General features: G+C 60.0%; 2 protein-coding genes and 3 pseudogenes. All 5 read left to right on the top strand.

Annotated features, from left to right (window positions below):
• Positions 1-462 precede the first annotated feature (462 nt).
• The 5 genes and pseudogenes from KHU30_RS15620 to KHU30_RS15610 all read left to right on the top strand — a co-directional run bounded on the left by KHU30_RS15620 (position 463) and on the right by KHU30_RS15610 (position 23,724).
• Entirely contained in the window at positions 463-8,526 is an 8,064-nt protein-coding gene (locus KHU30_RS15620) for an ESPR-type extended signal peptide-containing protein (protein WP_456236968.1), read from the top strand.
• Between the two features lie 710 nt (positions 8,527-9,236).
• A pseudogene (locus KHU30_RS25755) lies at positions 9,237-9,344 on the top strand (ESPR domain-containing protein); the annotation flags it as partial.
• Between the two features lie 66 nt (positions 9,345-9,410).
• Positions 9,411-16,397: pseudogene (locus KHU30_RS15615) on the top strand (YadA-like family protein); the annotation flags it as partial.
• A gap of 55 nt (positions 16,398-16,452) precedes the next feature.
• A pseudogene (locus KHU30_RS25750) lies at positions 16,453-16,569 on the top strand (ESPR domain-containing protein); the annotation flags it as partial.
• 315 nt (positions 16,570-16,884) lie between these two features.
• On the top strand, positions 16,885-23,724 hold the full coding sequence (locus tag KHU30_RS15610) for a YadA-like family protein (RefSeq protein ID WP_407928091.1): 6,840 nt from the start codon (positions 16,885-16,887) through the stop codon (positions 23,722-23,724).
• Positions 23,725-23,789: the final 65 nt, after the last annotated feature.

Genomic DNA, 23,789 nt, shown 5'->3' with positions numbered 1-23,789 from the left:
GGCTTGAGTACGACGAACAGCAACGTATCGTCGCTGTCGACTTCGACATCGACCGGCCTGAGCAGCACTAACAGTAACGTGACTTCGTTGTCCAGCGGCCTGAGCACCACCAACAGCAGTGTGTCGTCGCTATCAACATCGACTTCGACCGGACTAAGTTCGACCAACAGCAGCGTATCGTCACTGTCGACGTCAACCTCGACTGGCTTGAGCAGCACGAATAGCAACGTCACATCGCTGTCCAGTGGTCTCAGCACGACCAATAGCAGCGTATCGTCGTTGTCAACCTCGACATCGACGGGCCTGAGCAGTACCAATAGCAGCGTGACTTCGTTGTCCAGCGGTCTCAGCACCACCAATAGCAGCGTGTCGTCGCTGTCGACCTCGACCTCGACCGGCTTGAGCAGCACGAATAGCAATGTGACATCGTTGTCCAGTGGCCTGAGCACCACCAACAGCAGCGTGTCGTCACTGTCGACGTCAACCTCGACTGGCCTGAGCAGCACGAACAGCAACGTCACATCGCTGTCCAGCGGTCTCAGCACGACAAACAGCAACGTATCGTCGCTGTCGACCTCGACATCGACTGGCTTGAGCAGTGCCAATAGCAACGTGATTTCGTTGTCCAGTGGCCTGAGCACGACAAACAGCAATGTGTCGTCGCTGTCGACGTCGACCTCGACTGGCATGAGCAGCAGCAACAGCAACGTCACATCGCTGTCCAGTGGACTCAGCACCACCAACAGCAACGTGTCGTCGCTGTCGACCTCAACCTCGACTGGCTTGAGCAGCACGAACAGTAACGTCACTTCACTGTCCAGCGGACTGAGCACGACTAACAGCAACGTGTCGTCGCTGTCGACCTCGACCTCGACTGGCTTGAGCAGCACCAACAGCAATGTGACTTCGTTATCCAGTGGCCTGAGCACGACTAGCAGCAACGTGTCGTCGCTGTCCAGTGGCCTCAGCACCACCAACAGCAATGTGTCGTCGCTATCAACGTCAACCTCAACAGGCTTGAGTACGACGAACAGCAACGTATCGTCGCTGTCGACTTCGACATCGACCGGCTTGAGCAGCACCAACAGCAATGTGACTTCGCTGTCCAGCGGCCTGAGCACCACCAATAGCAGTGTGTCGTCGCTATCGACATCGACTTCGAGCGGACTAAGTTCGACAAACAGCAATATATCGTCGCTGTCGACGTCAACCTCGACTGGTTTGAGTAGCACGAATAGCAACGTCACATCGCTGTCCAGTGGTCTCAGCACCACCAATAGCAGCGTATCGTCGTTGTCAACATCGACCTCGACCGGCTTGAGCAGCACCAGCAGCAACGTCACTTCGTTGTCCAGCGGCCTCAGCACTACCAATAGCAGCGTGTCGTCCTTGTCGACCTCGACCTCGACCGGCTTGAGCAGCACGAGCAGCAATGTCACTTCGCTGTCCAGCGGCCTCAGCACGACAAACAGTAACGTGTCGTCGCTGTCGACTTCGACGTCGACCGGTTTGAGCAGCACCAACAGCAACGTCACTTCGTTGTCCAGCGGCCTGAGCACGACAAACAGCAACGTATCGTCGCTGTCGACGTCAACCTCGACTGGTTTGAGCAGCACGAATAGCAACGTCACTTCGTTGTCCAGCGGCCTGAGCACCACCAACAGCAACGTGTCGTCACTGTCGACGTCAACCTCGACTGGTTTGAGCAGCACGAATAGCAACGTCACTTCGTTGTCCAGCGGCCTGAGCACCACCAACAGCAACGTGTCGTCACTGTCGACGTCGACATCGACCGGTCTGAGCAGTACCAACAGCAATGTCACTTCGCTGTCCAGCGGCCTGAGCACGACCAACAGCAATGTGTCTTCGTTGTCGACCTCAACCTCGACTGGCTTGAGCAGCACGAACAGCAACGTCACTTCACTGTCCAGCGGCCTGAGCACGACCAACAGCAATGTGTCTTCGTTGTCGACGTCAACCTCGACTGGCCTGAGCAGCACCAACAGCAACGTGTCGTCGCTGTCGACGTCGACATCGACCGGCTTGAGCAGCACGAACAGCAACGTCACATCGCTGTCCAGCGGTCTCAGCACAACCAACAGCAACGTATCGTCACTGTCGACATCGACTTCGACCGGCCTGAGCAGCACCAACAGCAACGTGACTTCGTTGTCCAGCGGTCTCAGCACCACCAACAGCAACGTATCGTCGCTGTCGACGTCAACCTCGACTGGCTTGAGCAGCACGAATAGCAACGTCACTTCGCTGTCCAGCGGCCTGAGCACGACCAACAGCAATGTGTCGTCGCTGTCGACCTCGACGTCGACCGGCTTGAGCAGCACCAACAGTAATGTCACTTCGCTGTCCAGCGGCCTCAGCACAACCAATAGCAACGTATCGTCACTGTCGACTTCGACATCGACCGGTCTGAGCAGTACCAACAGCAACGTCACTTCGCTGTCCAGCGGACTGAGCACGACAAACAGCAGCGTGTCGTCGTTGTCGACGTCAACCTCGACTGGCCTGAGCAGCACCAACAGCAACGTCACATCGCTGTCCAGCGGCCTGAGCACGACAAACAGCAATGTATCGTCACTGTCGACGTCAACCTCGACTGGTTTGAGCAGCACGAATAGCAACGTCACATCGCTGTCCAGCGGACTGAGCACGACTAACAGCAACGTGTCGTCGCTGTCGACCTCGACCTCGACTGGCTTGAGCAGCACCAACAGCAACGTCACATCGCTGTCCAGTGGCCTGAGTACGACCAACAGCAACGTGACTTCGTTGTCCAGTGGCCTGAGTACCACCAATAGCAACGTGTCGTCGTTGTCGACGTCGACATCGACTGGTCTGAGCAGCACCAACAGTAACGTGACCTCGTTGTCCAGCGGCCTGAGCACGACCAACAGCAATGTGTCTTCGTTGTCGACGTCAACCTCGACTGGCCTGAGCAGCACCAATAGCAACGTGACTTCGCTGTCCAGCGGACTCAGCACCACCAACAGCAACGTGTCGTCGCTGTCGACGTCGACATCGACTGGTCTGAGCAGCACCAACAGTAACGTGACCTCGCTGTCCAGTGGTCTCAGCACGACCAACAGCAGCGTATCGTCACTGTCGACGTCGACTTCGACTGGCCTGAGCAGCACCAACAGCAACGTCACATCGCTGTCCAGCGGCCTCAGCACAACCAACAGCAACGTATCATCGCTGTCTAGCGGACTCAGCACCACCAACAGCAACGTATCGTCGCTGTCGACCTCGACGTCGACCGGCTTGAGCAGCACGAATAGCAACGTGACTTCACTGTCTAGCGGCCTGAGCACGACCAACAGCAACGTATCGTCGTTGTCGACGTCGACCTCGACTGGCCTGAGCAGCACGAACAGTAACGTCACTTCACTGTCCAGCGGACTGAGCACGACAAACAGCAATGTGTCGTCGCTGTCGACGTCCACCTCGACGGGCCTGAGCACCACCAACAGCAACGTCACATCGCTGTCCAGTGGCCTGAGCACCACCAACAGCAATGTGTCGTCATTGTCGACCTCGACATCGACCGGCCTGAGCAGCACGAACAGTAACGTCACTTCACTGTCCAGCGGCCTCAGCACCACCAACAGCAATGTGTCATCGCTGTCGACCTCGACGTCGACGGGGCTGAGCAGCACGAACAGCAACGTGACTTCGTTGTCCAGCGGACTGAGCACGACCAACAGCAATGTGTCGTCATTGTCGACTTCGACCTCGACCGGGCTGAGTACGGCGAGCAGCAACGTCACTTCGCTGTCCAGTGGTCTGAGCACGACAAACAGTAACGTATCGTCGCTATCGACCTCGACATCGACTGGTCTGAGCAGCACGAATAGCAACGTCACTTCGTTGTCCAGCGGCCTGAGCACCACCAACAGCAACGTGACTTCGCTGTCTAGCGGACTGAGCACGACAAACAGCAGCGTGTCGTCGCTGTCGACGTCGACCTCGACTGGCCTGAGCACAACCAACAGCAACGTATCGTCGCTGTCGACGTCAACCTCGACTGGTTTGAGCAGCACGAATAGCAACGTCACATCGCTGTCCAGCGGTCTGAGCACGACAAACAGCAATGTATCGTCACTGTCGACGTCAACCTCGACTGGTTTGAGCAGCACGAATAGCAACGTCACATCGCTGTCCAGCGGCCTGAGCACGACAAACAGCAACGTATCTTCGCTGTCGACGTCAACCTCGACTGGTTTGAGCAGTGCCAATAGCAACGTGACTTCGTTGTCCAGTGGCCTGAGCACGACAAACAGCAGCGTATCGTCACTGTCGACGTCGACATCGACTGGCTTGAGCAGCGCCAACAGCAACGTCACATCGCTGTCCAGCGGACTCAGCACCACCAACAGCAACGTCACCTCACTGTCCAGCGGCCTGAGCACCACCAATAGCAACGTATCGTCACTGTCGACCTCGACATCGACCGGCCTGAGCAGCACGAACAGCAACGTGACTTCGTTGTCCAGCGGTCTGAGCACGACCAACAGCAATGTGTCTTCGTTGTCGACGTCAACCTCGACTGGCCTGAGCAGCACCAACAGCAACGTGTCGTCGCTGTCGACGTCGACATCGACCGGCTTGAGCAGCACGAACAGTAACGTGACTTCGTTGTCCAGCGGTCTGAGCACGACCGACAGCAACGTATCGTCGCTGTCGACTTCGACATCGACTGGCTTGAGCAGCACCAACAGCAACGTCACTTCACTTTCCAGCGGTCTCAGCACAACCAACAGCAATGTATCGTCGCTATCGACCTCGACCTCGACCGGCTTGAGCAGTGCTAGCAGCAACGTGACTTCGTTATCCAGTGGATTGAGCAGTACGAACAGCAACGTCACTTCGTTGTCCAGCGGTCTCAGCACCACCAATAGCAGCGTGTCCTCGCTGTCGACCTCGACATCGACCGGTCTGAGCAGTACAAACAGCAGCGTATCGTCACTGTCGACGTCGACATCGACTGGCTTGAGCAGCACCAACAGCAACGTCACATCGCTGTCCAGTGGTCTGAGCACGACCAACAGCAATGTGTCGTCGCTGTCGACATCGACTTCGACTGGTCTGAGCAGCACGAACAGCAATGTCACATCGCTGTCCAGTGGTCTCAGCACGACAGACAGTAATGTATCGTCGCTCTCGACTTCGACGTCGACCGGCCTGAGCAGCACGAACAGCAATGTCACATCGCTGTCCAGTGGTCTCAGCACGACCAACAGCAGCGTATCGTCACTGTCGACGTCGACTTCGACTGGCCTGAGCAGCACCAACAGCAACGTCACATCGCTGTCTAGCGGACTCAGCACCACCAACAGCAACGTATCGTCGCTGTCGACCTCGACGTCGGCCGGCTTGAGCAGCACGAATAGCAACGTGACTTCACTGTCTAGCGGCCTGAGCACGACCAACAGCAACGTATCGTCGTTGTCGACGTCGACCTCGACTGGCCTGAGCAGCACGAACAGTAACGTCACTTCACTGTCCAGCGGACTGAGCACGACAAACAGCAATGTGTCGTCGCTGTCGACGTCCACCTCGACGGGCCTGAGCACCACCAACAGCAACGTTACTTCGCTGTCCAGCGGCCTCAGCACGACAGACAGTAATGTATCGTCGCTCTCGACTTCGACATCGACTGGTCTGAGCAGCACCAACAGCAACGTGACTTCGTTGTCCAGTGGTCTCAGCACGACCAACAGCAGCGTATCGTCCTTGTCGACCTCGACCTCGACCGGTTTGAGCAGCACGAACAGCAACGTCACATCGCTGTCCAGCGGCCTCAGCACGACCAACAGCAACGTATCGTCGCTGTCGACTTCGACTTCGACCGGCCTGAGCAGCACGAACAGCAACGTCACATCGCTGTCCAGCGGACTGAGCACGACAAACAGCAATGTGTCGTCGCTGTCGACGTCCACCTCGACGGGCCTGAGCACCACCAACAGCAACGTTACTTCGCTGTCCAGCGGACTGAGCACAACAAACAGCAGCGTGTCGTCGTTGTCGACGTCGACATCGACTGGTCTGAGCAGCACCAACAGCAACGTGACTTCGTTGTTCAGTGGTCTCAGCACGACCAACAGCAGCGTATCGTCGCTGTCGACTTCGACATCGACCGGTTTGAGCAGCACGAACAGCAACGTCACATCGCTGTCCAGCGGCCTCAGCACAACCAACAGCAACGTATCATCGCTGTCGACTTCGACTTCGACCGGCCTGAGCAGCACGAACAGCAATGTCACATCGCTGTCCAGTGGTCTCAGCACGACAGACAGTAATGTATCGTCGCTCTCGACTTCGACGTCGACCGGCCTGAGCAGCACGAATAGCAACGTCACTTCACTGTCCAGCGGGCTGAGCACCACCAACAGCAACGTATCGTCGCTCTCGACCTCGACATCGACTGGCTTGAGCAGTGCCAATAGCAACGTGACTTCGTTGTCCAGTGGCCTGAGCACGACCAACAGCAATGTGTCGTCATTGTCGACCTCGATCTCGACCGGCTTGAGCAGTACGAACAGCAGCGTCACGTCGCTGTCCAGCGGTCTCAGCACCACCAACAGCAACGTCACCTCACTGTCCAGCGGCCTGAGCACCACCAATAGCAACGTATCGTCACTGTCGACTTCGACATCGACCGGTCTGAGCAGTACCAACAGCAACGTCACTTCGCTGTCCAGCGGACTGAGCACGACAAACAGCAACGTGTCGTCGCTGTCGACGTCGACATCGACCGGTCTGAGCAGCACCAACAGCAACGTGATTTCACTGTCCAGCGGACTGAGCACAACCAACAGCAATGTGTCTTCGTTGTCGACCTCAACCTCGACCGGTCTGAGCAGCACCAACAGCAACCTGACTTCGTTGTCCAGCGGTCTGAGCACGACCAACAGCAATGTGTCGTCGTTGTCGACATCGACCTCGACCGGCCTGAGCAGCACGAACAGTAACGTCACTTCACTGTCCAGCGGCCTCAGTACCACCAACAGCAGCGTGTCGTCGCTGTCGACGTCGACATCGACTGGCTTGAGCAGCACCAACAGCAACGTCACATCGCTGTCCAGCGGACTCAGCACCACCAACAGCAACGTATCGTCGCTGTCAACCTCGACCTCGACCGGCCTGAGCACAACGAACAGCAACCTGACATCGTTATCAAGCGGGGTTGCGAATGCAGTTAAGTATGACAATCCAAGTCATACAAGCATCACTTTGGGTGGGGTTGGTGCAACCACGCCGGTTATCCTCACTAACGTTGCTGCTGGCGTGAAACCAACTGATGCAGTGAATTTCAGCCAGCTATCATCGTTGTCAACCTCAACTTCGACAGGTATAGGTTCACTGTCGACGGGGTTGAGTTCGACTAACAGCAGCGTCAGCTCGTTGTCGACGTCGACCTCGGCCGGTTTGTCGAGCAACACCAGCAGCATCAATTCCCTGTCGACGGGATTGTCGGGCAGCACGTCGAATGTCAACTCGCTGTCGACCGGGTTGTCGACCACCAACGGCAATGTCAGTTCCTTGTCGTCGTCGACTTCGAGCGGGATATCTTCTCTCTCGACCGGCATCTCGTCGCTGTCGACCGGCTTGAGCCAGATTACTTCGATCTCGAGCGGCCTGAGCAACATCGCCAACGGCACTACCTCTTTGTCGACAACGCTGACATCGTTGGTGGACGCGTCGAAGAATGCGACTGCAAATGGCGGCACGCTGGGCGGCACTACGATCGGCGGCGCCAACAGCAATGGCACGGTGCAAACGCGCGGTACCAGCGGCAATGCAATCAGCAATGTGATGGCGTCGACGTGCAGCAGCGTCAACGGCGTGGATGCCACCGGTTCCGGTTTGTGCGCGCAGGCGACCAAGGACGGGGCAACGGCGATCGGCTCGAACGCTCAGGCTACCGACACCAATGCCACGGCGGTGGGGTTCCGTGCCTTGGCTTCGCAGGCAGGGTCGGTGGCGATTGGCTATAACGCTCGGGCGACAGGCGATCCTACCGTTGCAATCGGTAATAGCGCCTTGGCTTCGGGCAACGATGCCGTGGCGACTGGAGCCGGTGCGCAAGCCACGGCGAACAACTCGGTTGCGCTGGGCGCCTATTCGGTAGCAGACCAGGCGAATACGGTATCGGTCGGTTCTTCCGGCAATGAACGCCGTATCACCAATGTCGCGGCCGGCGTCAATCCGACCGACGCCGTCAATATGTCGCAGCTGAATAACGTGCAAAACCAGATCGGCGACGTCAAGCGCATTGCCTACTCCGGCGTAGCCATGAGCATGGCGATGTCGGGCGCGGTGACTAGCGCGCTGGAACGCGGTGAAGGCCGGGTCGGGGTAGGCATCGGCTCCTACCAGGGCTATGGCGCGCTGGCTTTGCAGTTCCGGGCGAAGAGCAGTAGCGGCAATAACACCTGGGGCGTTGGCGTCAGCACCACCGGCAGCGCTTGGGGTGTCTCGGCCGGCGTCGATTTCAAATTATGGTAATCCTGCCGGCGGATAGCCTGCCAGGGACCGCCTGATATAAGCAGTAAGACGCTCTGGATAAAAAACCGCAATGACTCGGTCATTGCGGTTTTTTTTATCGTCTGGACTTTAATAATTGCTTTCGGAGAACGTTAAGCCGGGTTTTTTTACTTACCGGCAATCAATTTCAGTGGCCTGCATCAGACAAATAGTTGTTCTGTGGAAAATAAAATGTGAACAACTGTTACTCATTGTCAAAGATTGTTAAGTTGCGAAAAATAGAACAGGTTGCAGTGATAAATTGCTGCTGTCGCAAGATTTATCTGAGATCTGAGCTCTTGATGTTTGAAGCGGCAGCAGGGATATGACAGATCAAAAAAACAAATCAGGTCAGTTCATCCCGTCGCCCTTGATGTGATTAAAGAGTTCTTTGCAGTTGGGACAACGCTAAGTTTCCCAAGGGAAATATGAGCAAATTGCATCAAGTGGTCAAAGTCCAGCCGTTGCTGGAACCAAACATGACTCCTGAATTTGCATGACAAAACGGCGAGGCCTTTGCTGGCCTGGTTTTGTTGTTCCCCTTGGCCATGGTGTTTCCGTGAGCACTGCAGAGCGCTTGCTGTCAGCCGTCTGCTACCTGTATTCCATCTAGTTTTTCCGAATTATCTGTTTCTGCGCGATCGATTCGATCCCTTAACGCTAGTTGTACTCACTTTTGCATAGAGCCAACCATGAATAAAATTTACCGCACCGTATATAGCCAAATCCTGGGCACCTGGGTTGCCGTTTCGGAACTGGTTGCCGCCAAGGGGAAGCGATCGGGAGCTGTACGCTCCGCAGGCGCGCCGGCCATGGCGGAGCGTTCGGTGTGGGGGGCATTCCTGAGAGGCGAGTTTCCTCTAAGAAGTGCTGTACTGGCTTTGGCAATGGTGCTGCCGTTTTCAGCCTATGCCAGCACCATTGCCAATACTGGCGGTTCAGGTTGCGGCACTAGTTTTACGGGCGCGGACGGCACCGTTATTACCTCGACGCAAACCGACGGCAGCGGCTACTTTTCGACGGTTGCCGGTTGCGGCGCTAACGGCGGCGGCTTGCTGGCAGTAACCTTGTTCGGCGCCGGCAGCCAGGTTACTGGCGCGTACGGCACGGCTTTGGGTTTCATGAGCCAGGCCGGCAACCTGGCGACGGCTGTCGGCGTTCAAGCCAATGCCTCCGGCCAGAGCAGTGTGGCGGTTGGCCTGTTGAGCCAGGCCAGCGCTGCGAATACGGTTTCCATCGGCTCGGGCGGCAGCGCATCATCGCCGACCAAGGCCAGTGCCACGCAGGCGGCTGCAGCCGGCGCCGTGGCGATCGGCGGCAATGCCACCAGCGGCGCGCAGGCGCTGTCTGCTGATGGCCTGGCCATCGGCGGCCAGTCGTCGGTCGCTTCCAGCGCGACGGCCGGCGTTGCGCTGGGACGCGGCGCCACGGCCTCATACGCAAACAGTGTTGCGCTGGGCGCCGGTTCGGTTACCGGTGCGGCAGCGCCTACCGGTACAGGCTTCCTGACGGGAACGGCGGCGCCGTTATCGGAAGTATCGGTCGGTTCTGCCGCGGCTTTGCGCCGCATCACCAATGTTGCGGATGGTTCAGCGCAGCAGGACGCGGTCACCGTGGCGCAATTGAGCACGGGCATGAGCACCACCAGCAGCAGCATCGCCTCGTTGTCGAGTTCAACCTCGACCGGCCTCAGCACCACCGCCAGCAGAGTGACTTCCTTGTCGACCTCGACTTCGACCGGTCTGAGCACCACCAACAGCAGCATCACTTCACTGTCGACCTCAACCTCGACCGGCCTAAGCACCACCAACAGCAGCATCACCTCGCTGTCGACTTCCACTTCTACCGGCCTGAGCACGACCAATAGCAGCGTGACATCGCTGTCGACGTCGACCTCGACCGGCCTGAGCACCGCCAACAGCAGCGTGACATCGCTGTCGAGCGGCCTGAGCACCACCAACAGCAGCGTAACTTCGCTGTCGACCTCAACCTCCACCGGATTGAGCACGACCAACAGCAATGTGAGCTCGCTGTCTACCTCAACCTCCACGGGCTTGAGTACGGCCAACAGCAATGTAACCTCACTGTCGAGCGGCCTGAGCACCACCAATAGCAGCGTAACGTCCTTGTCAACCTCGGCCTCGACCGGCCTGAGCACCGCCAACAGCAGCGTGACGTCGCTGTCGACCTCAACCTCTACTGGATTGAGCACGACCACCAGCAACGTGAGTTCGCTGTCGACCTCGGCCTCGACCGGCCTGAGCACCGCCAACAGCAGCATCACTTCGCTGTCGACCTCGACTTCGACCGGCTTGAGCACGACCAACAGTAGCGTGAGCTCGCTGTCGACTTCCACCTCGACCGGCCTGAGCACGACCAACAGCAGCGTGAACTCGCTGTCGACTTCCACCTCGACCGGCCTGAGCACGACCAACAGCAACGTGAGCTCGCTGTCGACCGGCCTCAGCACCAGCGCCAGCAGCGTGGCTTCGCTGTCGACCTCGACTTCGACCGGCTTGAGCACGACCAACAGCAGCGTGAGCTCGCTGTCGACTTCCACCTCGACCGGCCTGAGCACGACCAACAGCAGCGTGAACTCGCTGTCGACTTCCACCTCGACCGGCCTGAGCACGACCAACAGCAGCGTGAGCTCGCTGTCGACTTCCACCTCGACCGGCCTGAGCAGCGCCGGCAGCAACGTGACGTCGCTGTCCAGCAGTCTCAGCAGCACCAACAGCAACGTATCCTCGCTGTCGACGTCGGCCTCCACTGGCTTGAGCACCGCCAACAGCAGCGTTGCCTCGTTGTCGACCTCGACCTCGACCGGATTGAGCAGCGCCAACAGCGGTGTTGCCTCGTTGTCGACCTCGACCTCCACTGGCCTGAGCACCACCAACAGCAGCGTTACTTCGCTGTCGACCTCGACTTCGACCGGCCTGAGCACCGCCAACAGCAGCGTTGCCTCGTTGTCGACATCGACTTCGACCGGTCTGAGCACCGCTAACAGCAGCATTACCTCGCTGTCGACTTCGACGTCGACCGGCCTGAGCACCACCAACAGCAGCGTCACGTCCCTGTCGACCGGTCTGAGCGCGACTAACAGCAATGTATCCTCGCTGTCGACTTCGGTCTCCACCGGTTTGAGCACCAGCAACAGCAGCGTCAGTTCGCTCTCGACCTCGACTTCGACCGGCCTGAGCACCGCCAACAGCGGCGTCAGCTCGCTCTCGACCTCGACTTCAACCGGCCTGAGCACCGCCAACAGCAGCGTCAGTTCGCTCTCGACCTCGACTTCGACCGGCCTGAGCACCACCAACAGCAGCGTCAGTTCGTTGTCGACCTCGACCTCCACAGGCCTGAGCACGGCCAACAGCAATGTGACGTCCTTGTCGAGCGGCCTGAGCACGACCAACAGCAGCATCACCTCGCTGTCGACGTCGACCTCGACAGCCCTGAGCACGGTAAGCGGAGGAGTCGCATCGTTGTCGACTGCTTCCTCGAGCCTGCGCGCAGCTGGCGTTTACAACTACTTTAAAGCCGACGGCAAGCTTGATGGCAGCGACGATGCCCGCATCACCGCTGGCAAGAATTCGGTGGCGATTGGCGCGAATTCGTTTGATGATGCGCGTCAGAATGTGGTCTCCGTAGGGGATGTCGGCAAGGAACGGCAAATCATCAATGTCGCCGCCGGCACGCAACTGACCGACGCCGTCAACGTCAGCCAGCTGACCTCGCTGTCGACCTCGACGTCGACCGGCCTGAGCACCGCCAACAGCAGCGTGAATTCGTTGTCGACCGGGCTGAGCACGACCAACAGCAGCCTGACGTCCTTGTCCACTTCGACATCGACCGGGCTGAGCACCGCCAACAGCAGCATCACGTCCTTGTCGACCTCAACCTCGACCGGCCTGAGCACAGTCAGCAGCAGTGTCGATTCGCTGTCGACCTCGACTTCGACTGGCCTGAGCACCACCAACAGCAGCATTACGTCGCTGTCGACCTCGACTTCGACCGGCCTGAGCACCACCAACAGCAGCATCACTTCGCTGTCGACCTCGACTTCGACCGGCCTGAGCACCACCAACAGCAGCATCACTTCGCTGTCGACCTCGACGTCGACCGGCCTGAGCACCACCAACAGCAGCATCACTTCGCTGTCGACCTCGACGTCGACCGGCCTGAGCACAGTCGGCAGCAGTGTCGATTCGCTGTCGACCTCGACTTCGACCGGCCTGAGCACCACCAACAGCGGCATCACTTCCTTGTCGACCTCGACCTCGACCGGCCTGAGCACCACCAACAGCAGCATCACTTCGCTGTCGACCTCAACCTCGAGCGGCCTGAGCACGACCAACAGCAGCATCACTTCGCTGTCGACCTCAACCTCGACCGGCCTGAGCACTACTAACAGCAGCATCACTTCGCTGTCGACCTCGACTTCGACTGGCCTGAGCACTGTCAGCAGCAATGTCGATTCGCTCTCGACTTCAACCTCGACCGGTCTGAGCACCACCAACAGCAGTATCACATCGCTGTCGACATCGACCTCCACCGGCTTGAGCACCACCAACAGCAGCATCACGTCGTTGTCGACCTCGACTTCGACCGGCCTGAGCACCACCAACAGCAGCATCACTTCGCTGTCGACCTCGACTTCCACCGGCCTGAGCACTGTCAGCAGCAATGTCGATTCACTGTCGACCTCGACGTCGACCGGCCTGAGCACAACCAATAGCAGCATTACGTCGCTGTCGACGTCGACGTCGACCGGCCTGAGCACAACCAATAGCAGCATTACGTCGCTGTCGACGTCGACCTCGACCGGCCTGAGCACGACCAACAGCAGCATCACTTCGCTGTCGACCTCAACCTCGACCGGCCTGAGCACAGTCAGCAGCAGTGTCGATTCGCTGTCGACCTCGACCTCGACCGGCCTGAGCACCACCAACAGCAGCATCACTTCGCTGTCGACCTCAACCTCGACCGGTCTGAGCACCACCAACAGCAGCATCACTTCGCTGTCGACGTCGACCTCGACCGGCCTGAGCACCACCAACAGCAGCATCACTTCGCTGTCGACGTCGACCTCGACCGGCCTGAGCACGACCAATAGCAGCATCACTTCGCTGTCGACCTCAACCTCGACCGGCCTGAGTACGACTAACAGCAGCATCACGTCGCTGTCGACCTCAACCTCGACCGGCCTGAGCACCACCAACAGCAGCATCACTTCGCTGTCGACCTCGACTTCGACTGGCCTGAGCACTGTCAGCAGCAATGTCGATTCGCTCTCGACTTCAACCTCGACCGGTCTGAGCACGACCAATAGCAGCATCACCTCGCTGTCGACCTCAACCTCGACCGGTCTGAGCACCACCAACAGCAGCGTAAGCTCGCTGTCGACCTCGACTTCGACCGGTCTGAGCACCACCAACAGCAGTATCACTTCGCTGTCGACCTCAACCTCGACCGGCCTGAGCACAGTCAGCAGCAGTGTCGATTCGCTGTCGACCTCGACTTCGACTGGCCTGAGCACTGTCAGCAGCAATGTCGATTCGCTCTCGACTTCAACCTCGACCGGTCTGAGCACCACCAACAGCAGTATCACATCGCTGTCGACCTCGACCTCCACCGGCTTGAGCACCACCAACAGCAGCATCACGTCGTTGTCGACCTCGACTTCGACCGGCCTGAGCACCACCAACAGCAGTATCACATCGCTGTCGACCTCGACCTCGACCGGCCTGAGCACAGTCAGCAGCAGTGTCGATTCGCTGTCGACCTCGACTTCGACCGGCCTGAGCACAACCAATAGCAGCATTACGTCGCTGTCGACCTCGACCTCAACCGGCCTGAGCACGACCAACAGCAGCATCACTTCGCTGTCGACCTCAACCTCGACCGGCCTGAGCACGACTAACAGCAGCATCACTTCGCTGTCGACCTCAACTTCGACCGGCCTGAGCACGACCAATAGCAGCATCACCTCGCTGTCGACCTCGACGTCGACCGGTCTGAGCACCACCAACAGCAGCATCACCTCGCTGTCGACCTCGACCTCGACCGGTCTGAGCACGACCAATAGCAGCATCACTTCGCTGTCGACTTCGACTTCCACCGGTCTGAGCACCGTGAGCAGCAGCGTAGACTCGCTGTCTACTTCGACCTCGACCGGTCTGAGTACCACCAACAGCAGCGTGAGCTCGCTGTCGACCTCGACTTCCACCGGTCTGAGCACCACCAACAGCAACGTGAGCTCGCTGTCGACCTCGACTTCCACCGGTCTGAGCACCACCAACAGCAACGTGAGCTCGCTGTCGACTTCGACTTCCACCGGCTTGAGCAGCGCCAACAGCAGCGTCACCTCGCTATCGAGTTCGACCTCGACCGGCCTGAGCACGGTCACCAGCAATGTCAGTTCGCTGTCGACTTCGGTTTCCGGACTGCAGAAATCCGGCGTCAGCAACTACTTCAAGGCCGACGGCAAACTGGACGGCTCGGATGACGCGTCTGTCAGCGCCGGCTCCAACTCGGTGGCGATCGGAGCGAATTCGACCAACGGCGTCCGCAACAACGTGGTGTCGGTGGGTTCCGTCGGCAAGGAACGTCAGATCATCAATGTCGCCGCCGGCACGCAGAATACCGATGCGGTCAACGTCAGCCAGCTCAATTCCTTGTCGACCTCGACCTCGACCGGCCTGGGCTCGCTGTCGACCGGCCTGAGCTCGACCAACAGCAGCGTCAATTCGCTGTCGACCTCGACTTCGACCGGGCTTTCAACCAACACCAGCAGCATCAATTCGCTGTCGACCGGCCTGTCGACCAATGCCTCGAACGTCAATTCGCTCTCGACCGGTCTGTCAACGACTAGCAGCAGCGTCACTTCCTTGTCGACTTCAAGCTCGACCGGGATCGCCTCCTTGTCGACCGGGATCTCTTCCTTGTCGACCGGTTTGAGCCAGGTATCGTCGCTTTCAACCGGTTTGAGCAATATCACCAACGGCGCCAATTCGCTGTCGACCACCCTGACTTCGCTGGTGGATGCTTCGAAGAACGCGACTGCCAACGGCGCCACGTTGGGCGGCACTACCATCGGCGGTTCTAACGGCGACGGCACGGTGCAGACCCGCGGCACCAGCGGCACGGCCATCAATAACGTGGTGGCGGCGACCTGCACCAGCGTCAATGGCGTCGACGCCACCGGCTCTGGCCTGTGCGCACAAGCGACCAAGGACGGCGCCACCGCGATCGGCTCCAACGCGCAGGCGACCGATACCAATACCACGGCAGTCGGCTTCCGCGCCCTGGCTTCGCAGGCCGGCTCGGTGGCGATCGGCAACAACGCCCGGGCGACCGGCGATCCGACTGTGGCGATCGGCCAGAATGCACTGGCATCGGGCAATAATTCGGTCGCCATGGGAGCCAATTCCCAGGCTACTGCGGCCAATTCGGTGGCTTTGGGAGCAGGTTCTCTGGCAGACCAGGCGAACACGGTTTCGGTGGGGTCCGTCGGCAATGAGCGGCGCCTGACCAATGTGGCGCCGGGCATCAATCCGACCGACGGTGTGAATGTCTCGCAACTCAACAACGTACAAAACCAGTTGGGCGACGTGAAGCGCATCGCCTACTCGGGCGTGGCCATGAGCATGGCCATGTCAGGCGCGGTGATGCCGAACCTGGAAGCGGGCGACAAGGGCGTCGGCGTTGGCCTTGGCACCTATCAGGGATATGGCGCGCTGGCCTTGCAGTTCAAGGAGATCAGCAAGACCGGTAAGAGTGCCTGGGGAGCAGGTGCAAGTACTACCGGGAATGCGACGGGCTTCAGTGTTGGCTACGGCTTCAAGTGGAAATAAGCCGTTCCGATCTGATTCATCTCGCAAACCGTAGTTATTTTGTATCGAGCCAACTATGAATAATATTTACCGCACCGTATATAGCCAAGTCCTGGGCACCTGGGTCGCGGTCTCGGAGCTGGTTGCCGCCAAAGGCAAACGCTCCGGATCGAGCCGCTCCGCGGCGGCGCCGCTGACATCAGAGAGAGCAGCCTGGGTAGCATTCCTGGGACAGAAATTTCCGCTCAGGACGTCGGTGATTGCATTGACGCTGGTATTGCCTTTGTCCGGCTACGCTTCCACGATCGTCCCGACAGGTTGCAACAGCAACGTCGGGCTGACGTTTACTGGCGCGGACGGTACGGCGACCACCGGCACGTTTACTGATGGTAACGGCTTTTTTTCGACAGTTTCCGGCTGCGGCGCCAACGGCGGCAATTTTCTGGCAGTGACCTTGTTCGGCTCCGGCAGCCAGGTCACCGGCGACTACGGTAGCACTTTCGGTTTCATGAGCCAAGCCGGCAACCTGGCGACGGCTGTCGGCGTGCAGGCAAATGCCTCCGGCCAGAGCAGTGTGGCGGTTGGCCTGTTGAGCCAGGCCAGCGCTGCGAATACGGTTTCCATCGGCTCGGGCGGCAGCGCATCATCGCCGACCAAGGCCAGCGCCACGCAGGCGGCTGCAGCCGGCGCCGTGGCGATCGGCGGCAATGCCACCAGCGGCGCGCAGGCGCTTGCCGCTGACGGCCTGGCCATCGGTGGCCAGTCGTCGGTCGCTTCCGGCGCGACGGCCGGCGTTGCGCTGGGACGCGGCGCCACGGCCTCATACGCCAACAGTGTCGCGCTGGGTGCCGGTTCGGTTACCGGCGCGGCAGCGCCTACCGGTGCAGGCTTCCTGACGGGAACGGCGGCGCCGCTATCGGAAGTATCGGTCGGTTCTGCCTCTGCACTGCGCCGCATCACCAATGTCGCCGACGGCGCGGCGCAGCAGGATGCGGTCACCGTGGCGCAACTGAGCACCGGCGTGAGCACTGCCAACAGCAGCATCACCTCGCTCTCGACTTCTTCGTCGACCGGCTTGAGCACCAGCAACAGCAGCGTCGTTTCGCTGTCGACTTCTTCGTCGACCGGCCTGAGCACGGCCAACAGCAGTGTGGCCTCCTTATCGACTTCGACCTCGACCGGCTTGAGCACAACTAACAGCAACGTGACATCGCTGTCGACTTCCACTTCGACCGGCCTGAGCACGACCAACAGTAGTGTGACATCGTTGTCGACTTCCACTTCGACCGGCCTGAGCACGACCAATAGCAGCGTGACATCGCTGTCAAGCAGCCTGAGCACCACGAATAGCAGCGTGTCTTCGCTGTCGACTTCATCTTCCACTGGCCTGAGCACCGCTAACAGCAGTGTAGCGTCGCTCTCGACTTCGGCTTCGACCGGCTTGAGCACCGCCGGCAGCAATCTGACCTCTTTGTCGAGCAGCCTGAGCACCACCAACAGCAGCGTGACGTCGCTGTCGACCTCGACTTCCACCGGCCTGAGCACCGCCAACAGCAGCGTGACGTCGTTGTCGACGTCGACCTCGACCGGCCTGAGCACCGCCAACAGCAACGTGACGTCGCTGTCGACCTCGGCCTCGACCGGCCTGAGCACCGCCAACAGCAGCGTGACATCGCTGTCGACGTCGACCTCGACCGGCCTGAGCACCGCCAACAGCAGCGTGACATCGCTGTCGACGTCGACCTCGACCGGCCTGAGCACTGCCAACAGCAGCGTGACATCGCTGTCGACCTCGACCTCGACCGGCCTGAGCACCACCAACAGCAACGTAAGCTCTCTGTCGACCGGCCTCAGCACCAGTGCCAGCAGCGTCGCTTCGTTGTCAACTTCTGCCTCCACCGGCTTGAGCACCAGCAACAGCAGCGTCGCTTCGCTGTCAACTTCTGCCTCAACCGGCCTGAGCAGCGCCAACAGCAATGTGAGTTCCTTGTCGACTTCGGCCTCGACCGGCCTGAGCAGCGCCAACAGCAGCGTGAGTTCCTTGTCGACTTCGACCTCAACCGGCCTGAGCACCGTCGGCAGCAGCGTGACTTCGCTGTCGACCGGCCTCAGCACCAGCAACAGCAATGTTTCTTCGCTGTCGACCTCGATTTCCACCGGCCTGAGCAGCACCGGCAGCGGCGTGACTTCGCTGTCGACTTCGGCCTCGACTGGCCTGAGCACCATCAACAGCAATGCTTCCTCCTTGTCGACGTCGACTTCGACTGGTCTGAGTACGGCCAACAGCAGCGTGACTTCGTTGTCGACTTCGACCTCGACTGGCTTGAGCACGGCCAACAGCAGCGTGACATCGTTGTCGACCTCGGCCTCGACCGGACTGAGCACCAGCAACAGCAGCCTGGCTTCGCTGTCGACCTCCACCTCCACCGGCCTGAGCACGGCAAACAGCAATGTCGTCTCGCTGTCGACCGGCCTGAGCACCAGCAACAGCAGCGTGAGCTCGCTGTCGACCTCGGCTTCGACCGGCCTGAGCACGGTCAACAGCAGCGTGAGCTCGCTGTCGACCTCGGCCTCGACCGGCCTGAGCACGGTCAACAGCAGCGTGAGCTCGCTGTCGACCTCGGCCTCGACCGGTCTGAGCACGGTCAACAGCAGCGTGAGCTCGCTGTCGACCTCGGCTTCGACCGGCCTGAGCACGGTCAACAGCAGCGTGAGCTCGCTGTCGACTTCGGCTTCGACCGGCCTGAGCAGCGTGAACAGTAACGTCGTCTCCTTGTCGACAGGGTTAAGCAGCAGCAACAGCAACGTGAGCTCATTGTCGACCTCCGCCTCTAGCGGCCTGAGCACAGTCAGCGTCGGCGTCGCCTCTTTGTCGACCGGCGCGTCAAGCCTGAAGGCGGCCGGCGTCGACAACTACTTTAAAGCCGACGGCAAGCTTGATGGCAGCGACGATGCCCGTATCACCGCCGGCAAGAATTCGGTGGCGATTGGCGCGAATTCGTTTGATGATGCGCGTCAGGATGTGGTCTCAGTAGGCGATGTCGGCAAGGAAAGGCAAATCATCAATGTCGCCGCCGGCACGCAACTGACCGACGCCGTCAACGTCAGCCAGCTGACCTCGCTGTCGACCTCGACGTCGACCGGCCTGAGCACGGTCAACAGCGGCGTCAATTCGCTGTCAACCGGCATCAGCAGCGCCAACAGCAACGTCAGCTCGCTGTCGACCTCGACATCCACCGGATTGAGCACGACCAGCAGCAGCATTGCTTCCCTGTCGACTTCAGCTTCGACCGGTCTGAGCACTGCCAGCAGCAGCGTCTCGTCCTTGTCGACATCGGCTTCCACCGGTTTGAGCACCGCCAACAGCAGCGTGACATCGCTGTCGACATCAACGTCGACCGGTCTGAGCACGGCGAGCAGCAGTGTGAGCTCGCTGTCGACTTCGGCTTCGACTGGTTTGAGCACGGCGAACAGCAGCGTGACATCGCTGTCGACCTCGACTTCAACCGGCCTGAGCACAGCTAACAGCAGCGTAGACTCCCTGTCTACTTCGACCTCGACCGGCTTGAGCACGGCCAACAGCAGCGTGACATCGCTGTCGACATCGACCTCGACCGGCCTGAGCACCGCCAACAGCAGCGTGACTTCCTTGTCGACTTCGGCCTCGACCGGCTTGAGCACGGTCAACAGTAGCGTGACTTCCTTGTCGACTTCGACCTCGACCGGCTTGAGTACGGCCAACAGCAGCGTGACGTCGCTGTCGACTTCCACCTCGACTGGCTTGAGTACCGCTAACAGCAGCGTGACTTCGCTGTCGACTTCGACTTCCACCGGTCTGAGCACGGCCAATAGCAGCGTGACGTCGCTGTCGACCTCGACGTCGACAGGCCTGAGCACCGCCAACAGCAGCGTGACATCGCTGTCGACCTCGACTTCAACCGGCTTGAGCACGGCCAACAGCAGCGTGAGCTCGCTGTCGACCTCGACGTCGACCGGTCTGAGCACGGCCAACAGCAGCGTGAGCTCGCTGTCGACCTCGACTTCGACAGGCCTGAGCACCGCCAACAGCAGCGTGACGTCGCTGTCGACCTCGACTTCGACAGGCCTGAGCACAGCCAACAGCAGCGTGACATCGCTGTCGACCTCGACTTCCACCGGCCTGAGCACGGCCAACAGCAGCGTGACATCGCTGTCGACTTCGACTTCCACCGGCCTGAGCACGGCCAACAGCAGCGTGACATCGCTGTCGACCTCGACTTCGACAGGCCTGAGCACGGCTAACAGCAGCGTGACATCGCTGTCGACCTCGACGTCGACAGGCCTGAGCACGGCCAACAGCAGCGTGACGTCGCTGTCGACCTCGACTTCGACAGGCCTGAGCACCGCCAACAGCAGCGTGACATCGCTGTCGACTTCGACTTCCACCGGCCTGAGCACAGCCAACAGCAGCGTGACATCGCTGTCGACCTCGACTTCGACAGGCCTGAGCACCGCCAACAGCAGCGTGACATCGCTGTCGACTTCGACTTCCACCGGCCTGAGCACAGCCAACAGCAGCGTGACATCGCTGTCGACTTCGACTTCCACCGGCCTGAGCACAGCCAACAGCAGCGTGACGTCGCTGTCGACCTCGACTTCGACAGGCCTGAGCACCGCCAACAGCAGCGTGACATCGCTGTCGACTTCGACTTCCACTGGTCTGAGCACGGCCAACAGCAGCGTGACATCGCTGTCGACCTCGACTTCCACCGGCCTGAGCACGGCTAACAGCAGCGTAGACTCCCTGTCTACTTCGACCTCGACAGGCCTGAGCACGGCCAACAGCAGCGTGACATCGCTGTCGACCTCGACGTCGACCGGCCTGAGCACGGCTAACAGCAGCGTGACATCGCTGTCGACTTCGACTTCCACCGGTCTGAGCACGGCTAACAGCAGCGTGTCCTCGCTATCGACCTCGACCTCAACCGGTTTGAGCACGGCCAACAGTAGCGTAGACTCTCTGTCTACTTCGACATCGACAGGCCTGAGCACGGCTAACAGCAGCGTGACATCGCTGTCGACCTCGACGTCGACCGGCCTGAGCACGGCCAACAGCAGCGTGACTTCCTTGTCGACCTCGACTTCCACCGGTCTGAGCACGGCTAACAGCAGCGTGTCCTCGCTGTCGACTTCGACTTCAACCGGTTTGAGCACGGCCAACAGCAGCATAGACTCCTTGTCTACGTCGACCTCCACCGGCTTGAGCACGGCCAACAGCAGCGTGACGTCGCTGTCGACCTCGACGTCGACAGGCCTGAGCACCGCCAACAGTAGCGTGACGTCGCTGTCGACCTCGACGTCGACCGGCCTGAGCACGGCCAACAGCAGCATCACTTCGCTGTCGACGTCGACTTCCACCGGTCTGAGCACGGCCAACAGCAGCGTAACGTCGCTGTCGACCTCGACGTCGACAGGTCTGAGCACGGCCAACAGCAGCGTGACATCGCTGTCGACCTCGACTTCAACCGGTCTGAGCACTGTCAGCAGCAGCGTAGACTCCTTGTCTACTTCGACCTCGACGGGCCTGAGCACGGCCAACAGCAGCGTGAGCTCGCTGTCGACCTCGACGTCAACCGGTCTGAGCACGGCCAACAGCAGCGTGACGTCGCTGTCGACCTCGACTTCCACCGGCTTAAGCACCGCCAACAGCAGCGTGACGTCGCTGTCGACCTCGACGTCGACCGGCCTGAGCACCGCCAACAGCAGCGTGACGTCGCTGTCTACTTCGACCTCGACCGGCTTGAGCACCACCAACAGCAGCGTGACGTCGCTGTCGACCTCGACTTCAACCGGTTTGAGCACGGTCAGCAGCAACGTCACCTCGCTGTCGACTTCAACCTCGACCGGCCTGAGCACAGTCACCAGCAATGTCAGTTCGCTGTCGACCGCTGTCTCGGGCCTGCAGAAATCCGGCGTCAACAATTACTTCAAGGCCGACGGCAAACTGGACGGCTCGGATGATGCGTCTGTCAGCGCCGGTTCGAATTCGGTGGCGATCGGCGCGAATTCGACCAACGGCGCCCGCAACAACGTGGTATCGGTGGGTTCCGTCGGCAAGGAACGTCAGATCACCAATGTCGCTGCCGGCACGCAGAATACCGATGCGGTCAACGTCAGCCAGCTGAATTCCTTGTCGACCTCGACCTCGACAGGCCTGGGCTCGCTGTCGACCGGCCTGAGCTCGACCAACAGCAGCGTCAATTCGCTGTCGACCTCGACTTCGACCGGGCTTTCAACCAACACCAGCAGCATCAATTCGCTGTCGACCAGCCTGTCGACCAATGCATCGAGCGTCAGTTCGCTGTCGACGGGATTGTCGACCACCGGCAGCAATGTGATCTCCCTGTCAGTGTCGACTTCCACCGGAATCGCCTCTTTGTCGACCGGGATCTCTTCCTTGTCGACCGGCCTGAGCCAGGTATCGTCGCTCTCAACCGGTTTGAGCAACGTCACCAACGGCGCCAATTCGCTGTCGACCACCCTGACTTCGCTGGTGGATGCAGAGAAGAATGCGATTGCCAACGGCGCCACGCTGGGCGGCACTACCATCGGCGGTTCTAACGGCGACGGCACAGTGCAGACCCGCGGCGCCAGCGGCACGGCCATCAACAATGTGACGGCGGCCACTTGCACCAGCGTCCACGGCGTTGACGCCACCGGTTCCGGCCTGTGCGCGCAAGCGACCAAGGACGGCGCCACCGCGATCGGTTCCAACGCCCAGGCGACCGATACCAATACCACGGCAGTCGGTTTCCGCGCCCTGGCTTCGCAGGCCGGCTCGGTGGCGATCGGCTATAACGCCCGCGCCATCGGCGATCCGACCGTGGCGATTGGCAATAACGCATTGGCCTCAGGGAATGACGCAGTGGCGCTGGGAGCGGAAGCGCAGGCGCTGGCCAACAACTCGGTCGCCCTGGGCGCTTATTCGGTTGCCAACCAGGCGAACACGGTTTCCGTGGGCTCCGCCGGCAGCGAGCGCCGCTTGACCAATGTCGCGCCGGGCATCAACCTGACCGATGGCGTGAATGTCTCGCAGCTCACCAATTTGCAGAACCAGATCGGCGACGTCAAGCGCATCGCCTACTCGGGTATCGCAATGAGCATGGCGGCCACCGGCGCGGTGATGCCGACGCTGTACGGGGGAGAGAAGGGCGTTGGCATTGGCGTCGGCGCCTTCCAGGGATACGGCGCGCTGGCCTTGCAATTCAAGGCGGTCAGCAAAACCGGCAACAGTACCTGGGGCGTGGGCTTTACTTCTACCGGTAGGGATAGCGGCATCAATGTCGGTTTCGGCTACCGCTGGCAATAAGCGGCCTGTCGCGGCATCGCTGGTCATTCCCAGGCGATAGCGGCAGACGAAAAAAAGCCCGCGCT

The organism is Collimonas humicola (assembly GCF_018304945.1).
Lineage (GTDB): Bacteria > Pseudomonadota > Gammaproteobacteria > Burkholderiales > Burkholderiaceae_D > Collimonas > Collimonas humicola.
The sequence above is the reverse complement of the archived record's forward strand: the minus strand, read 5'-3'. Positions and strand labels throughout refer to the sequence as shown.

Bases quoted from the DNA above. Each gene is read 5' to 3' on its own strand.
- KHU30_RS15610 (WP_407928091.1), top strand. From the start codon at position 16,885: ATGAGCCAAGCCGGCAACCTGGCGACGGCTGTCGGCGTGCAGGCAAAT.